16 protein-coding genes and 1 pseudogene are annotated in these 15177 nt (G+C 64.0%); 8 read left to right on the forward strand and 9 right to left on the reverse strand.

Annotated elements, in window-relative coordinates; all coding sequences use genetic code 11:
• Positions 1 to 101 precede the first annotated feature (101 nt).
• The 6 genes from fdhD to O7B34_RS03250 all read left to right on the forward strand — a co-directional run bounded on the left by fdhD (position 102) and on the right by O7B34_RS03250 (position 4278).
• The gene (fdhD, locus tag O7B34_RS03225) at positions 102 to 926 is read left to right on the forward strand and encodes a formate dehydrogenase accessory sulfurtransferase FdhD (protein ID WP_337144834.1); all 825 of its coding nucleotides are present in this window, start codon (positions 102 to 104) and stop codon (positions 924 to 926) included.
• Positions 916 to 1227, forward strand: a complete 312-nt coding sequence (locus O7B34_RS03230; protein ID WP_337144835.1) for a formate dehydrogenase subunit delta — start codon at positions 916 to 918, stop codon at positions 1225 to 1227. Before fdhD ends, O7B34_RS03230 begins: the two co-directional genes overlap by 11 nt.
• 105 nt (positions 1228 to 1332) lie before the next feature.
• On the forward strand, positions 1333 to 2886 hold the full coding sequence (locus O7B34_RS03235) for an alpha/beta fold hydrolase (RefSeq protein ID WP_337144836.1): 1554 nt from the start codon (positions 1333 to 1335) through the stop codon (positions 2884 to 2886).
• A gap of 109 nt (positions 2887 to 2995) precedes the next feature.
• Positions 2996 to 3475 carry a carboxymuconolactone decarboxylase family protein gene (locus tag O7B34_RS03240; protein ID WP_337144837.1) on the forward strand — a complete coding sequence of 160 codons (480 nt, stop codon included), beginning with the start codon at positions 2996 to 2998 and terminating at the stop codon, positions 3473 to 3475.
• A gap of 83 nt (positions 3476 to 3558) precedes the next feature.
• Positions 3559 to 3921 (forward strand): nuclear transport factor 2 family protein, encoded by a 363-nt coding sequence (locus tag O7B34_RS03245; RefSeq protein WP_337144838.1) that lies wholly within the window; start codon positions 3559 to 3561, stop codon positions 3919 to 3921.
• 42 nt (positions 3922 to 3963) lie between these two features.
• Complete coding sequence (locus tag O7B34_RS03250; RefSeq protein WP_027142162.1) at positions 3964 to 4278, forward strand: hypothetical protein; 315 nt, start codon at positions 3964 to 3966, stop codon at positions 4276 to 4278.
• Between the two features lie 152 nt (positions 4279 to 4430).
• Here O7B34_RS03250 and O7B34_RS03255 read toward each other — a convergent pair whose 3' ends face one another.
• The 9 genes and pseudogenes from O7B34_RS03255 to O7B34_RS03290 form a co-directional block, all read right to left on the reverse strand.
• On the reverse strand, positions 4431 to 5858 hold the full coding sequence (locus tag O7B34_RS03255; protein WP_140746290.1) for a gamma-aminobutyraldehyde dehydrogenase: 1428 nt from the start codon (positions 5856 to 5858) through the stop codon (positions 4431 to 4433).
• A 104-nt stretch (positions 5859 to 5962) separates the two neighbouring features.
• Positions 5963 to 6778, reverse strand: a complete 816-nt coding sequence (locus tag O7B34_RS03260) for an ABC transporter permease (RefSeq protein WP_337144839.1) — start codon at positions 6776 to 6778, stop codon at positions 5963 to 5965.
• A complete protein-coding gene (locus O7B34_RS03265; RefSeq protein ID WP_337144840.1) occupies positions 6768 to 7733 on the reverse strand; it encodes an ABC transporter permease in 966 nt (321 codons plus the stop codon). Before O7B34_RS03265 ends, O7B34_RS03260 begins: the two co-directional genes overlap by 11 nt.
• Positions 7734 to 7989: 256 nt before the next feature.
• Positions 7990 to 8472 carry an ABC transporter ATP-binding protein gene (locus tag O7B34_RS32145; RefSeq protein ID WP_442920943.1) on the reverse strand — a complete coding sequence of 161 codons (483 nt, stop codon included), beginning with the start codon at positions 8470 to 8472 and terminating at the stop codon, positions 7990 to 7992.
• Positions 8473 to 8562: 90 nt separating this feature from the next.
• Positions 8563 to 8977, reverse strand: a pseudogene (locus O7B34_RS32150) (ABC transporter ATP-binding protein); the annotation flags it as partial.
• Positions 8978 to 9155: 178 nt separating this feature from the next.
• A complete protein-coding gene (locus tag O7B34_RS03275; protein ID WP_337144841.1) occupies positions 9156 to 10310 on the reverse strand; it encodes an ABC transporter substrate-binding protein in 1155 nt (384 codons plus the stop codon).
• Positions 10311 to 10516: 206 nt separating this feature from the next.
• The gene (locus O7B34_RS03280) at positions 10517 to 11428 is read right to left on the reverse strand and encodes a LysR substrate-binding domain-containing protein (RefSeq protein ID WP_027142168.1); all 912 of its coding nucleotides are present in this window, start codon (positions 11426 to 11428) and stop codon (positions 10517 to 10519) included.
• Between the two features lie 80 nt (positions 11429 to 11508).
• Positions 11509 to 12126 (reverse strand): DedA family protein, encoded by a 618-nt coding sequence (locus O7B34_RS03285; protein ID WP_337144842.1) that lies wholly within the window; start codon positions 12124 to 12126, stop codon positions 11509 to 11511.
• Positions 12123 to 12722, reverse strand: coding sequence for a class I SAM-dependent methyltransferase (locus O7B34_RS03290; protein ID WP_337144843.1), 600 nt, complete (start codon positions 12720 to 12722; stop codon positions 12123 to 12125). Before O7B34_RS03290 ends, O7B34_RS03285 begins: the two co-directional genes overlap by 4 nt.
• Before the next feature lie 291 nt (positions 12723 to 13013).
• Between O7B34_RS03290 and O7B34_RS03295 the strand changes: the two genes are divergently transcribed.
• Together O7B34_RS03295 and O7B34_RS03300 are read left to right on the forward strand one after the other, a co-directional pair.
• On the forward strand, positions 13014 to 13688 hold the full coding sequence (locus tag O7B34_RS03295) for a response regulator transcription factor (RefSeq protein ID WP_337144844.1): 675 nt from the start codon (positions 13014 to 13016) through the stop codon (positions 13686 to 13688).
• A gap of 11 nt (positions 13689 to 13699) precedes the next feature.
• The gene (locus tag O7B34_RS03300; protein WP_337145190.1) at positions 13700 to 15061 is read left to right on the forward strand and encodes a sensor histidine kinase; all 1362 of its coding nucleotides are present in this window, start codon (positions 13700 to 13702) and stop codon (positions 15059 to 15061) included.
• The last annotated feature ends 116 nt before the right edge of the window (positions 15062 to 15177 follow it).

Here is a 15177-nt window from a genome sequence, read left to right on the forward strand (position 1 = left end):
GACGGAGTGGGGGATAGCCTGCGAGAGCAATCGCCAATTGAAGCAAGAAACCTTCAGCGCTTCCTAAGCGAAATGGCCGGCAGGCCAGAGGTTGGCGCCTCGTGACCCGCCCTCCCATATCTCAAATCTCCAGGCTGGCGCACCGCGCCGGCGGCACGGCTGCGGCCGACCGCATGGTGCCTGAGGAGACGCCGGTGGCGTTCTCCTTTGCCGGCACCACGCATGCGGTGATGATGGCTAGCCCCGCCGATTTCGAGGATTTCGCGCTCGGCTTCTCGCTGACCGAGGGCATCATCGCCGCGCCTGACGAAATCGAAGCCATCGAAGTGGAAGATCATGGTGCCGGCATCGATATTCAGATCCGGCTGAAGGACCAGGCCAATACGCGTTTCGAGGCGCGGCGGCGGCGGCTTGCCGGACCGGTCGGCTGCGGGCTCTGCGGCATCGAATCCATTGAGGAAGCGATGCGCTCGGTCGATGCGGTCGGTGCGTCGAAACTTACGCTTGAGGCCGACGACATCATCCGCTCGGTCAAATTGCTGTCGAAGGTGCAGCCGCTGCATACCGAGACGGGCGCCGTGCATGCAGCCGGCTTCTACGTGCCTGGCAAGGGCGTCGTCATGGCGCGCGAGGATGTCGGCCGCCACAATGCGCTCGACAAGCTGGCTGGGGCGCTGGCCAAGGCCAATATCGATGGCGCATCGGGCGCGGTCGTGGTGACCAGCCGTGTTTCGGTTGAGATGGTGCAGAAGACGGCAGCGATCGGTTCGGCCTTCATCATCGCCGTTTCCGCTCCCACCGCCCTTGCCATCCGCACGGCGCAGGAAGCCGGCATGACGCTGGTGGCGTTGGTGCGCGGCGATGATTTCGATGTTTTTACGCACCCTGACCGGGTGATCTGCGGAGTTACCCAGCATGTCGCATGACGAAGAGCACATCATGAGCACACGGGAAAAGCTGGTGCGCATGGCCAACCAGATCGCCGCCTTTTTCCACTCCAGACCACGCGAGGAAGGTGTTGCCGGAGTCGCCGAACATATCAACAAGTTCTGGGAGCCGAGGATGCGGCGCCAGTTTTTCGAGATGCTGGACAGCGGCGGCGAAGGCTTCGACGAACTGGTTGTGGTCGCTTCGGCCAGGATCAAGCGGCCGATCACGCCGGCGGAGGCCGATCTCAAGCTCGGGCTCGAGGCTTTTCCGGGTGACGTCACGGCACCGCAAGAATAGCCGCGGCGGCCGCACATTCACTTCCGCTAAAATATAAACTGCCGCAACCGACGCGGCTCTGCTATGGTTGGCGATCAGAAATCGTCAGGCCGGGCGGACACCCTCGTGAGGCCGATCGAGACCCGATACGCCCTTAGCGGCGAGGTGCGGATCGCCTATCAGGTGATCGGCCAGGGATCGTTCGATCTTGTCTTCGTGCCGGGCTTCATCTCCAATCTCGACCTGCACTGGGAAGACGAGGGCTATACCAGACTCCTGAGGCGGCTTTCGGCGTTCTCACGGCTGATCCTGTTCGACAAGCGCGGCACGGGTCTCTCCGACCGCGTCGACGTCCATCACCTGCCCAGCCTCGAGACCCGCATGGACGATGTGCGCGCGGTGATGGATGCGGCCGGCAGCGGCCGTGCCGCCCTGCTTGGCGCTTCCGAAGGCGCGCCGATGGCGATGCTGTTCGCCGCCACCTATCCGGAGCGGGCGCGGGCGCTGGCGCTCTATGGCGGCTATGCCCATTTCCACAAATGGGTGATGCCGCCGGAGCGTCTGGAAGCCTTCATCGCGACGGCCGAGACGGCCTGGGGGACAGGCGCCACCTTGCCCAATTTCGCGCCGGGCAGGGTCGATGACGCCCGATTTTCAACCTGGTGGGCGCGGTTCGAACGGCTCTCGGCCAGCCCGACGGCAGCGGCGGCGCTGGCGCGGATGAACGCGGAGATCGATGTACGCGGTATCCTGGCGGTGATCGACGCGCCGACGCTGCTGATCCATCGCCGCAACGACGTGCGGGTCGATCCCGACGCCAGCCGCTTTCTGGCCAGGAAGATCCCCAACGCGCGGCTGGTCGAAATCCCGGGGCGCGACCATCCGATCTGGACCGGCGATGTCGACCGGGTGGCCGACCTGATCGAGGAATTCCTGACCGGCGAGCGCGCCGTGGCGGAAGCCGAACGCGTTCTGGCGGCGCTTCTGGTGACACGCATCTACGACACGGCACGGCTTGGCGACAGGATGTGGAGTGAACGCAGCGAGCATTTCCACGAAACATGGCGGGCACTTGTGACGCGCCACGGCGGGCGCTGCGCGGATATGCATGGCGAAATGATGATTTCGCGCTTCGACGGCCCGGGACGGGCCTTACGCTGCGCGGCGGCGTTGCGCGACGCGGCGCAGCAAATCGGGGTGGCAAGCGCGCAAGGGGCACATGTCGGCGAGATCGAGTTGCGCGGCCCCCCTGCAGGATTGACGGGCCGCGTTGCGATACAACTCGCCGCTCTCGCCGGGCGCGGCGAGATACTGGCGTCGAGGCTGGTCGCCGATCTGGCAGTCGGCTCGGGACTTCATTTCGTCGATCGCGGGCCTATCGCCATCGACGAAATGGACGAGCCGCTGGCGCTTGTGCTTGCGATGTCCGAACAGCACCTGGAACCGGCCTGCCGGCCCAAGACCAGGGCGACCGAACCGGCTTGCCTGACCGCGCGCGAGAGCGAAGTCGTGAATTTGATCGCCGATGGCAAGAGCAATGCGGCGATCGCCGCCGAACTCAGGCTGAGCGAGCACACGGTCAAGCGCCACGTCGCCAACATATTGCTCAAGCTCGACCTGCCATCGCGAGCGGCGGCGGCGGCATTTTCCGCCAGGCAGACTGGCCCGGACGGGCCATGAGAGCCATGGCGCTTTCGGGCGAAGCGGGGACACCGATGTAGGCGCTATCAATTCCCCATGCAGGCCAAGGCGGATATCGCCGGGAAAGGCGCTGCGAACGGAGGATGAAATGCCCAAGTCAAAACTGAATGTCAGGTCATTTGTAATCGCGGCGGGCATTGGCGCGCTGTTCACGATCACTCCGGCGAAGGCCGAGGATGCGTCGGCGACGGCGGCCTACAAGGACATCGAGGCGACGCTCGGCTCCGTGCCGGATATGTTCAAGACACTGCCTGACGTCGCCATCGCCGGCGCCTGGGCCGAGATCAAGGGCGTCCAGCTCAACCCCAAGACCGCGCTTGACGGCAAGACCAAGGAGTTGATGGGGCTCGCGGTCGCGTCGCAGATCCCGTGCCAGTATTGCATCTATTTCCACACAGAGGCCGCCAAGCTCAACGGCGCGAGCGACGAGGAGATCAAGGAGACGATAGCGATGGCGGCAATCGTTCGCCATTGGTCGACGATCCTCAACGGCAGCCAGGTCGATCTCGCGACCTTCAAGAAACAGACCGACGGCGTATTCGCTGCCGTGAAGGCGAAGTCGCAGTGAAGACCCCGGCCCGGCGATGAGTGCCGGGCGACACCACAAAGCATCAACCGCCCGATCGTGAAGACGGGCATATGGAGGATAAAATGCTGACCAAGACCCAAACAGTGGACGGCGCGGCGATCAAGAAGGCGATCGAAGGGCGTGATGGAAAGATGCTGTCGAGCTTCTATGCCGACGATGCGCTGGTGCGGGTGATCGACCGCAACAACCCGCCGAGCAAGCCACGCGAAATCCGCGGGCGCGCGGCGATCACGACGTTCTGGGACGATATCTGCAGCCGGGCGATGACCCACAAGGTCGACACCACCATCGCCAACGGCGACTGCCTCGCCTTCACCCAGGCCTGCGCCTATCCGGACGGCACGAAAGTGTTCGCCGCGGCAATGCTGGAGCTGAAGAACGGGCAGATCGCACGGCAGACCGTCGTGCAGGCCTGGGACGAGTAGATCAACCGCGGGCTCAACCGCAAGTGATGGAGGAGGATCGACATGTTCAGCGCCAGATGGCAGATCGACGCCAGGTTCGGGCACAAGCAGACCGTGCTCGAGCTGATGCGGAAATGGGAACGCGAGATCGGCTCGCAGGTCGGCCTCGCCGACCTCAAGTTCCAGATCATGACCGGATCGATCGGCGCCCGTGAAGCGACAGTCGAGTCGCATCACGAGGTCGAAAGCCTGGCACAGTTGGAGGCGATGTTTGCCAAGATCGGCAAGATCGACGCGCACGCCAAATGGGGTAAGGAGATGGAGCCCTATGTCGTGTCGGGCACCAGCCTGTGGAACATCTATCGCATCGTGGAGTAGCGGCTGTGCAACTTACCTTTCCCCTTGTGGCCCGCCCTTCGGGCCCCACAAGGGGAGAAGGACGGGCGGCGTCCCGGCTCTTCGCAGGCTCAGGGCGTTCGAAGCTCGAAAAGCCAAGCAATTGGCTTTTCGTCCGCTTCGCCCACCGCTTCTCACCCATGCGCAACCATCACGTGGCGCACGGCGGTGTAGTCCTCCAGCGCGTAGAGCGACATGTCCTTGCCGTAGCCGGACTGCTTCAGCCCGCCATGCGGCATCTCGTTGGTCAGCATGAAGTGGGTGTTGATCCAGGTGCAGCCATATTGCAGGCGGGCGGCGGTCGCCATGGCGCGCGAGACGTCCCTGGTCCACACCGATGACGCCAGGCCGTAATCGCTGTCGTTGGCCCAGCTCACCGCCTCGTCGACTTCCGTGAAACGCGTGATCGAGACGACCGGACCGAACACTTCGCGGCGCACGATCTCGTCCTCCTGCAGCGCACCGGCGACGACGGTCGGCTGATAGTAGAAGCCAGTGCCCTCGCCCGGCTTGCCGCCGGTGGTGATCTCGATGTGCTTCAGCTCCGAGGCACGCTCGACAAAGCTCGAGACGCGATCGCGCTGGCGGCGCGAGATCAACGGCCCGATTTCGTTCTCGGTATCGTCGGGCTGGTTGTATTTGATGGTCGAGACGGCCGAGGACAGATCGGCGACAAGCTTGTCGTAGATCTTCTTGCCGGCATAGATGCGGCAGGCGGCGGTGCAGTCCTGGCCGGCATTGTAATAGCCGAAGGCGCGCAAGCCCTTGACGACGGCGCCGAGGTCGGCGTCGTCGAAGACGATGACCGGCGCCTTGCCACCAAGTTCGAGATGCGTGCGCTTGACCGATTTGGCGGCGGCCTGCAGCACCTTCTTGCCGGTGGCGACGTCACCGGTGATCGAGATCATATTGACCTTGGGATGGTTGATCAGCGTGTTGCCGACGCTGTCGCCCCGGCCAAGCACGACATTGACGACGCCCTCGGGCAGCACTTCGGCCAGAATCCTTGCCAGCTTCAGCGCCGTCAGCGGCGTCTGCTCCGACGGCTTGAAGACGACGGTGTTGCCGCCGGCGATCGCCGGCGCCAGCTTCCAGGCCATCATCATCAGCGGATAGTTCCATGGCGCGATCGAAGCGACGATGCCGATCGGATCGCGCCGCACCATCGAGGTGTGGCCGGGCAGGTATTCGCCCGCGACCACACCCGGCATGGAGCGGACCGCGCCGGCGAAGAAGCGGTAGCAGTCGACGATGGCCGGGATTTCGTCATTGAGCACGGCGTTGATCGGCTTGCCGCAGTTCAGCGCCTCGAGCGTGGCAAATTCCTTGGCCTCGGCCTCGATGCGGTCGGCAATTTTGAGCAGGTAGCCGGAGCGTTGCGCCGGCGTTGTGCGAGACCACAAGACGAACGCTTGTCCCGCTGCCGCCACGGCGGCCTCGATCTGTGCCTGGCTGGCCTCGGGCAGGTTGAGAATGGTCGCCCCGGTCTTCGGATTGAGGATCGGCTCCTCGGTCTCGGCGCCCTTCTCGAATTTGGAGCCGATCAGCATCTGGGTGTCCATTGGGTTCTCCCTTGAAAGGAGCGAATAGGGAGTAGCGAATAGCGAGTAGGGTTTGGCTGTCGATTTTCCCTACTCGCTACTCGCTACTCCCTATTCGCTGTTTTTCATTTCCCGCTTCCGGCGATCTGGTCGCCGTCGCGGGTCAGGTAATAGGCAAACAGGATCGGCAGCAGCGTCACCAGGACGACGACCATGGCCACGACGTTGGTGACCGGACGCTGGCGCGGACGGATCAGTTCCTCCAGCATCCAGATCGGCACCGTCTGCTGCTGGCCGGCGGTGAAGGTGGTGACGATGACCTCGTCGAAGGAAAGGGCAAAAGCCAGCATGCCGCCGGCGAGCAATGCGGTTGCGATATTGGGCAGCACGACATGGCGAAAGGTCTGGAAGCCGTCGGCGCCGAGATCCATCGAGGCCTCGATCATCGAGCCCGAGGTGCGGCGGAAACGAGCGACGGCGTTGTTGTAGACCACGACCACGCAGAAAGTGGCGTGGCCAAGCGCGATCGTCCAGAACGAGAACGGGATGTCTGCCAGCGCGAAGGCCGAACGCAGCGCGATGCCGGTGATGATGCCGGGCAACGCGATCGGCAGGATAACCAGCAGCGAGATGGTTTCGCGGCCGAAGAATTTCGTCCGCGAAACGGCGGCGGCGCATAGCGTGCCGAGCACCAGCGCGATCGTGGTCGAGATGGCGGCGACGCGGACCGACAGCGACAGCGCTTCCCAGACATCGGGCCGGTTCCAGGTGACGGCGAACCATTGCGTGGTCAGCCCGGGCGGCGGCCAGACGAAACTCTTCTCCTCGGTGGTGAAGGCGTAGACGAAGATCAGCAGGATCGGCAAATGCAGGAAGAGTAGGCCGCAGGCAGCGGCGGCCTTCAGGCCTAGCGGAGCGGATTGACCACGGTCAGAGCGCATCGAAGGCCCCCATGCGCTTGGCGCCCCAGAGATAGAAGCCCATGATGACGATGGGCACTACGGTGAAGGCGGCGGCCAGCGGAATGTTGCCGGCCGTGCCTTGCTGCGAATAGACGGCCTGGCCGATGAACAGGCGCGACGTCCCGATGATCTGCGGGATGATGTAATCGCCCAATGTCAGCGAGAAGGTGAAGATCGAGCCGGCGACGATGCCAGGCAGGGCCAGCGGAAACAGCACGTTGCGGAAGGTCTGGCCGGGCGAGGCGCCGAGATCCGACGACGCCTCGACCAGATTGCCGGGCACGCGCTCGAGGGCCGCCTGAACGGGCAGGATCATGAAAGGCAGCCAGACATAGACGAAGACGATGAAGGTGCCGGTGAACGAGACCGAGAGCGAATTGCCCCCGACCACGGGCAGCGCCAGCCAGGCGTCGAGCAGCCACAACAACTGCAGCTTGGTGAGCAGCCAGGTCAAAATGCCTTCCTTGGCCAGGATCAGCTTCCAGGCATAGATCTTGACCAGATAGCTCGACCACAGCGGGAGCATGACGCCGAGATAGAACAGTGCCTTCCAGCGGCCGCGTGCATAGCGCGCCGCGTAGTAGGCAATGGGGAAGGCGACGATGGCCGAAGCCAGCGTGACCAGGGCCGCCATCGTCACCGTACGCAGGATGATGTCGAGATTGGCGGCCTGTAACAGGTCGCCATAGGTCTTCAGCGTGAACTGGCGGTTGATGAGGCCGGAGAACTCGTCGATGGAGAAAAAGCTCTGCGCCAAAAGCGCGAACAGCGAGCCGATATAGACGATGCCGAGCCACAGAACCGGCGGCAGCAGCATGAGGAGCAGCAGGACTTTTGGCCGGCGCCAGAAAAGGTCGGAGAGCGCACCGCGCAGACCGCCGCTGCCGGGCAGGATGGCGGGTGCGGGATTGGCGTTGAGGGCGGCGATGGTCATGACGCCACCCTGCCCTCTCGGAAGAGATATGAGAGGCCGCGATCCTTCGCGCCCCCCTCTGTCCTGCCGGACATCTCCCCCACGAGGGGGGAGATCGGCTGTCGCGGACGCTTTCGCCAATCGCCAACGTTGCGGAGGAGGCGCCGCGGGCGAAGCTGCACATCTCCCCCCTTGTGGGGGAGATGTCCGGCAGGACAGAGGGGGGCGCCGTAGAGCACCTTCTCTCGCCCGTTGGTCACAATTGCCCCAAACGTCGTCATGCCGGCTCGTCCATAAGATGCAGGTGCTCGCGATTGAACGTCAGCACCACCGCCTCGCCCTCCGCCGGCAGGGCGGTGCCGGCCGGCACCACGGCGTGCAGTTTCAACCCGTCTGCATCGAGCGCCAGCCGGGTGGTGGCGCCGAGATAATTGGTTGAGACGAGACGCGCGGCGACGCCCTCGCCGCTCGCGGCGCGGCCGACGCGAATGGATTCAGGCCGCAGGCTGCCCCAGCGGCTCTGGCCTGAATAACGCTGGACGAAATCCGGCGGCAGCACGTTCGAGGAACCGACGAAATCAGCGACAAAGCGCGTGCTCGGCCGCTGATAGATGTCCTCCGGCGTGCCGATCTGCATGATCTTGCCATCGTTGAAGACGGCGACGCGGTCGGCCATCGACAGCGCTTCGCCCTGGTCGTGGGTGACGAAGACGAAGGTGATGCCGAGCGCCTTCTGCAGCGATTTCAGCTCCTCCTGCATGTTTTCACGCAGCTTGAGGTCGAGCGCGCCGAGCGGCTCGTCGAGCAGCAGCACCTTGGGCTGGTTGACCAGCGCGCGGGCGAGCGCGACACGCTGGCGCTGGCCGCCGGAGAGCTGGCCGGGCCGCCGGGCGCCGTAGCCGGGCAGGCGCACCAGCGACAGCGCTTCCTCCGCCGCCTTGTGCCGCTCGGCCTTGCCGACGCGCTTGACCATCAGCCCGTAGGCGACGTTGTCGAGCACATTGAGATGCGGGAACAGCGCGTAGTCCTGGAACACGGTGTTGACGTTCCGGCGGTAGGGCGGCACGCTCGCCAAAGATCGAGATCGAACCCGCCGTCGGCTGCTCAAAGCCGGCGATCAGGCGCAGACACGTGGTCTTGCCGGACCCGGACGGCCCGAGCATGGCGAAGAATTCGCCCGGCACAATGTCGAGGTCGACCGCGTCGACGGCGCGAATGCTGCCGAAATGGCGCGAGACTCTTTGAAAGGAAACGGCTGGGGTCATGGGGTGTCAGTCTGTTGCCGGTTGGTTCTGTCGGATTGCCATAGCACGCCGCTTCACCTCCCCCTCGATGGGAGGTCGCGGCGAAGCCGCAGGTGGGGGTGACCTGCACAGACGGCCGAGCAGCCCCCACCCCGACGCTGCGCGTCGACCCTCCCCACGAGGGGGAGGGTAAGAGAGATCACCGTCCGCCGATGACGCCGATATAATCCGACACCCAGCGATAGTAGGGCACGCACTGGTCGTTCTGGGTGGCGCATTTCGAGACCGGCGTCTTCCAGAACCTGATCTTGTCGAAATTGTCGTAGCCGTTGGTCTTGCAGCCTTCCTCGCCGAGCAGCTCGTTGCCCTTGCAAGCAGCGGGCACGACCGGCAGCGAGCCGAACCAGGCGGAGACATCGCCCTGCACCTTCGGCGCCAGCGAATGCTCGAGCCACATGTAGGCGCAGTTCGGGTGCGCCGCGTCGGCTTCCATCATGGTGGTGTCGGCCCAGCCGGTGACGCCTTCTTCGGGTACGGTCGAGGCGACCGGCTTCTTGGCGGCGACCAGCGTGTTGACCTGATAGGGCCACGAGCCCGAAGCAACCACGCCTTCATTCTGGAAATCGTCGACCTGGATGGCGGCATCATGCCAGTAGCGGCCAACCAGCGTGCGCTGGACGCGCAGCAATTCGAGCGCCGCCTTGTACTGGTCCTCGTTCAATTCGTATGGGTCCTTGATGCCGAGTTCCGGCTTGTGGAACATCAGGTAGTTGGCGGCGTCGGCGATGTGGATCGGTCCGTCATAGGCCTGGACGCGACCCTTGTTGGACTTGCCGTCCGGCAGCTTCATCTCCTCGAAGACGACGTTCCAGCTCTTCGGCGCTTCCTTGAACACCTCGGTGTTGTACATCAGGATGTTCGGGCCCCACTGATAGGGCACGCCGTAATGAACGCCGCCGACAGTAAACCAGGGCGCGTCCTTCAGCCGGTCGTCGACCGTTTTCCAGCCCGGGATGAGATCGGTGTTGATCGGCTGCACGCGCTTGCCGGCGACGAGACGCAGCGAGGCATCGCCCGACGCGGTGACGAGGTCGAAGCCGCCCTCGTTCATCAGCGACACCATCTCATCCGAGGTGTTGGCGGTCTTGACGTTGACTTTGCAGCCGCTCTCCTTCTCGAAGGCGGTGACCCAGTCATAGCCCTTGTCGGTCTCGCCGCGCTCGATATAGCCCGGCCAGGCAACGATGTTGACCTCGCCTTCGCCCTTGCCGAGTTCCTTGACCTGGGCGATGGCCTGACCGGAGAAGGTCAGCGCGACCGTCAACGCAGTGCACGACTTCAGGAATGAATTCATTGTCGACTCCCATTTTTGCGCGTGACCCTGAAACCGCTCCGGTTTTCGCTGGATCACGCGCGGACTGAAAAACTTGTCAGCTCGTCCGTTGGACTTGACGCCGCTCTGATGGCAGCTTGGGTCCCTGAAACGGAAGGTGCTTTGAAAATTCCGGTTTCGCAAATTCATTTATCAGAAGGCCGATATCGATTTTTCCGATAGCTCTATCACAGACGCTGGCGCACCATCCGCTGCGACTGGGCAAGGCCGATGAAGTCGCGCGCTGCAGCGGCCAGGCCGGAGCCTCGCCGCCAGACCATGCCGACCTGCACCACCGGCAAGGAGCCCGAAATGTCGCGCGATTCGATGCGGTCGCCTTCCAGCGACCAGGGCCGGTAGACAAGGTCGGGCAGCAGTGCCACGCCGGCGCCGGTGGCGACCAGGCTGCGCACGGCTTCCACGGAACGGGTGCGGAAGGCGACATGCGGCCTGGCGCCGATCGCCGTCAGCAGCTTGCCGGTGTTCTCCTCGATCTCGTCGACGGTCAGCATGATCAGCGGTTCGGAGGCGATATCGCCGATGCCGATAATGTCGGCGCCAGCCAAGGGATGGCCGAGCGGCAGCCACAGCCGGTAGGCCGAGACTTCGAGGATCTCCGATTGCAGGGCAGTGCGGTCGCGCAAATTGGAGGTGACCATGACGGCAATGTCGAGCTTGCCACCGATCAGCAGGTGTTCGAGGTAGTCGCCATTGTCCTCTATGGCCGAGACCTCGACGCCCGGATAGGCGCGGCGGTAGCGTGAAAGCAGATCCGACAGCACATAGCCGGCGACCAGCGAGGTGACGCCGAGTTGCAGCCGCCCGCCCGCCACGGCCTGTTCGCCGGAAAAAGAGCGGCGCGCGTCGGACACGTCGGCGAGAATCTTTGTCGCATGACGCAGGAACTGGTGCCCCTTGTGGGTGATGTTGAGGCCGCGCGGATGGCGCTCGAACAGTTCGACACCAAGATCGCTTTCAAGTTCCTTGATCGCCTCGGTGACCGACGATTGCGAAATGGAGAGGTTTTGCGCCGCGCGCGACACCGTACCTTGTTCGGCAACGGCGATGAAGAACTGCAACTGGCGGATGGTGAAGGCCATGGCCGACTAAACACCGGCAGGCAAGCGAAGGAAAGCCGGCTGCGGAGCTTATCCCGTGACCGGAGATTGGTGCAGCGCGGTCAGCCGAGCATCAGCCTGATGCGGCGTCGCCATGTCGGGCTATAGCGCAACGCAAGCAGGAAGGCCGTCTCAAGCGCCACGACGATGACGATGATGCGCAGGCCCACCGCGAAGGAATCCTGGCCACTGCCGCGCATGAGGTAACCGGTCAGGAGAAAGCCCGCATTCCATATGGTGGCGCCAAGTAGTGTCGCGGCCGCGAAGGGCAAGGCAGGTAGGTAAAGCGCGCCAGCAGCGATCGGCAGGTAATTGCGCACGGTCGGGATGAACTGTGCCAGCAAGGATACCCTGACATGATTGCGGCGATAGGCCTGGCCAAGCTTGCGATAGGTTTCGGGGCGCAGGAAGACATATCTGCCGGCTCGTCCGATCAGCCTGTCGGCACGGTCGAAGCCGATCCGGCGGCCGACCGCATACCAGACAAGGCAGCCGGCGAAGGAGGCGGAAGTCGTCACCGCCAGCAGGATCGCCAGCGTCGCATGGTCAGGCGCTGCCGTCATACCGAGGAACAGCAGCAACACATGCGAGGGCGGAATCGGCAGGATCTTTTCGGTGAAGGCGAGGCAGAAGACGCCGAACAGGCCGAAGCCGAGAATGACCGACAACGGTCCCGTCATGCGAAGCGCCAGTCATATGTTTCTGACGTCTTGATCCTGGCGATGCGATAGACCGTCGCCGGCGGGAAGTTGCGAAAGGTATGGCCAACCCGCGTGACCTCGAGATCGAGCCTGTCGAGCAGCGACGGGTCGAACGGGCAGCGCCGTCCAAGCGTGAACTGATAGAGCGCTCCGCCCGGGCGAAGGTTCGCGAAAACACCTTCGAGAATGGCGAGCGTCCTGCGCGGCGAGATCAGCCGGAAAGGCAAGCCGCTGACGGCAGCACCAACCACCGGCCGGTGAAAGAGCGACAGATGGCGCAGACCGACAGCATCCATCTCGAATATCCGCGCGGCCGGAAAGCGACGCTTGAGCAGTGCGGCGAAATCCGGATCGGATTCGATCAGCGTCAAATCTTCCTCCTTAACCCCGCGCGACAGCAGCGCTCGCGTGAATGGGCCGGTTCCTGGACCGAGCTCCAGCACGGGACCCGTCTCGGGTCCGATGTCGCGCGTCATCAATGCCGCCAGGCTGGAGCTGGACGGCGTGACGGAGCCGACCCTGAACGGCGCCACGGTCCACGCCACAAGGAAAGACAGAGCATCATTTGCAGGCATGGTAACCTTAATCCCGGACAACAGCACGCCAGATTGTGTGGCCAACTGATTCGTTTCAGCGCCATTTCGTTTCAACGTCGGGCCCGACCTGTTGCATATTCGGGCCCGACGCCTTCACGCCGGCATGGGCGATTCGTGCCGACCGGTGCTGTTTGCCGCGACTGGGTTGCATAGACATTGCGCGATCTCGCGAAGGCAAAGAAAGCGTTTGTCGACCCGGGCCGTTCGGCTTTGCCATGTTTGCGCAATGTTGGCGCGGTAGCGCCCGAAGCTGTAGCTGGAGAATTGTCGATGCGAATCTTGCTGGTCGAGGACGAGCCTGAAATGGTCTCTGCGTTGCGTGCCGCGCTGAAACGCCACGACATGGTGGTCGATCACGCCGGTTCGCTCATCGAGGCGGAAGGCTTCGTTGCCGCCGACAGCTACGACGCGATCCTCCTCGACCGCCAGTTGCCGGATGGCGACGGGTTGTCGCTGGTGCCCAGATTGCGTTCGGCCAAGAACGCCACGCCAGTGCTGATGCTGACGGCGAGAGGCGACACATCGGACAAGGTCGATGGGCTGGACATGGGCGCGGACGACTATCTGGCGAAACCATTCGCCTTCGAGGAACTGCTGGCTCGCCTGCGCGCGCTGCTCAGGCGCCCGGCGCCGATGCAGTCGCAATTCATCCGTGCCGGCGATCTGGTGCTCGACGTCGGGCATCGCGAAGCGTCGATCCGTGCCGAACCGCTCAGCCTGCCGCGCCGTGAACTCCTGGTGCTGGAGGCGCTGATGCGGCGCACCGGCCGCATGGTGCAACGCGAGGTGCTGATGGAGGCGGTGTTCGGCCTCGATGACGAGATCCAGTCCAACGCCCTCGACACCCATGTCTCGCGCCTGCGCCGCAAGCTCGCCGATGCCGATGCCGGCGTGACGATCAACGGCATTCGCGGCGTCGGCTATCTCCTGCGCGAGACGACATGAGCGCCAAAGCAATGAGCCTCAAGCGCCCGCGTTCGCTGAAATGGAGCCTGGTGCTGCGCATCGCCTTGCTGCAATGCGCGATGCTGACGCTGATCATCGTCGGCATTCTCGTCGCATTGCTCGCCACCGGGCTCATTCCGCACGATTATGAGGACGGCACAATGGATGTGCTGGCGGATGCGGTGGCGCGTGACGCAGGCGGCAAAGTCATCCTGCGCGAGACCTCGGACCTGACGAAGCTGCGATCCGAGGTCCCCGATCTCTGGTTCATCATCCGAGACAAGCAGGGCCAGCGGCTGCAGGAGGGCACCATGCCGCCCATCTTCCAGCCTTTCGCCGGATTGCTGGACACTATCAGCGACGCCCGTATCGACCACGCAATCGGACAAACCGCGCCGCCCGAGGGGAAGATTCGCTGGACCGATACGGCGGCCGGCAATGTCCAGATCTTCACCGGCACCAAGGGCGGGCTTTCGCTGTTGCGCCTGCTCGACCAGGCGCCGCAATTCTTCCTGCAAGGCATATTGCCGCTCGCCGGGCTGATGGCGCTGGCCACGCTGTTCGCGACGCCCTGGGTGGTGCGTGGCGCCCTTTCGGGCCTGGGCCATGCAGCCGCCGAGGCCGAACGCATCGACATCGACCAGCGCGGTGTCCAGCTGCCGCTGAAGGACGTACCGACAGAGGTGACACCGCTGGTCAAGGCGGTGAATGCGGCCCTTGCGCGGCTCGACAGGGGCTATGAGCGCCACAAACGTTTCCTCACCGACGCCGCCCATGAGCTCAGGACACCGGTCGCCATCCTCAACACGCGCCTCGCCTCGCTGCCGGCGACACCTGAACGGGCACGGCTGCTGCAGGATGCAGCACGGCTCTCGACGCTGACCGACCAGTTGCTCGACCTGCAGCGTCTCGACCGGCAGACATCGCCTTTCGAAAGGGTCGATCTCGTGGCGATTGCGCGAGGCGTCATCGTCGACCTCGCGCCGATGGCATTCTCGGCCGGATACGAGATGTCGTTCGAGCCGGAGAGGGACACGCTTTTTGCCACCGGCGACCGCACCGCGATCGAACGTGCGGTGACCAACATCGTGCAGAACGCCATCGAGCATGGCGGCCGCGCCGGCAAAATCACCGTCAGCGTCACAACGCCCGCCATCATCGAGGTGCGGGACGAAGGCGACGGCGTGCCGCTGGGGGAGCGGGAGCGCATCTTCGAACCCTTCTACCGGTTGCGCCCGCAGGATCATGGCGCCGGACTCGGCCTCAACCTCGTGCAGGAGATCATGCATCTTCATGGCGGGCGCATCGAAATCCTTGACGGCAAGCCCAGCGGCGCCTGCTTCAGGATGAGTTTTCGCGCATTGGCGGCATAGTATCGCCGCGAGTTCCCAAGGACGCTGGCGATGACATCAGTCGATGACAGACAGCAGACAACGAATTCCGGCGTCTATGCCCCCGGAGACGCGGCAGGCCTGATGCACACCATCGC

Origin of the sequence: Mesorhizobium sp. Cs1299R1N3 (assembly GCF_037179625.1) — a bacterium.
In the GTDB taxonomy this organism is placed as follows: Bacteria; Pseudomonadota; Alphaproteobacteria; order Rhizobiales; family Rhizobiaceae; genus Mesorhizobium; species Mesorhizobium salmacidum.

Bases quoted from the DNA above. Each gene is read 5' to 3' on its own strand.
- O7B34_RS03230 (WP_337144835.1), top strand. From the start codon at position 916: ATGTCGCATGACGAAGAGCACATCATGAGCACACGGGAAAAGCTGGTG.
- O7B34_RS03240 (WP_337144837.1), top strand. From the start codon at position 2,996: ATGCCCAAGTCAAAACTGAATGTCAGGTCATTTGTAATCGCGGCGGGC.
- O7B34_RS03245 (WP_337144838.1), top strand. From the start codon at position 3,559: ATGCTGACCAAGACCCAAACAGTGGACGGCGCGGCGATCAAGAAGGCG.
- O7B34_RS03250 (WP_027142162.1), top strand. From the start codon at position 3,964: ATGTTCAGCGCCAGATGGCAGATCGACGCCAGGTTCGGGCACAAGCAG.
- O7B34_RS03255 (WP_140746290.1), bottom strand. From the start codon at position 5,858: ATGGACACCCAGATGCTGATCGGCTCCAAATTCGAGAAGGGCGCCGAG.
- O7B34_RS03260 (WP_337144839.1), bottom strand. From the start codon at position 6,778: ATGCGCTCTGACCGTGGTCAATCCGCTCCGCTAGGCCTGAAGGCCGCC.
- O7B34_RS03265 (WP_337144840.1), bottom strand. From the start codon at position 7,733: ATGACCATCGCCGCCCTCAACGCCAATCCCGCACCCGCCATCCTGCCC.
- O7B34_RS32145 (WP_442920943.1), bottom strand. From the start codon at position 8,472: ATGCAGGAGGAGCTGAAATCGCTGCAGAAGGCGCTCGGCATCACCTTC.
- O7B34_RS03275 (WP_337144841.1), bottom strand. From the start codon at position 10,310: ATGAATTCATTCCTGAAGTCGTGCACTGCGTTGACGGTCGCGCTGACC.
- O7B34_RS03280 (WP_027142168.1), bottom strand. From the start codon at position 11,428: ATGGCCTTCACCATCCGCCAGTTGCAGTTCTTCATCGCCGTTGCCGAA.
- O7B34_RS03285 (WP_337144842.1), bottom strand. From the start codon at position 12,126: ATGACGGGACCGTTGTCGGTCATTCTCGGCTTCGGCCTGTTCGGCGTC.
- O7B34_RS03290 (WP_337144843.1), bottom strand. From the start codon at position 12,722: ATGCCTGCAAATGATGCTCTGTCTTTCCTTGTGGCGTGGACCGTGGCG.
- O7B34_RS03295 (WP_337144844.1), top strand. From the start codon at position 13,014: ATGCGAATCTTGCTGGTCGAGGACGAGCCTGAAATGGTCTCTGCGTTG.
- O7B34_RS03300 (WP_337145190.1), top strand. From the start codon at position 13,700: ATGAGCCTCAAGCGCCCGCGTTCGCTGAAATGGAGCCTGGTGCTGCGC.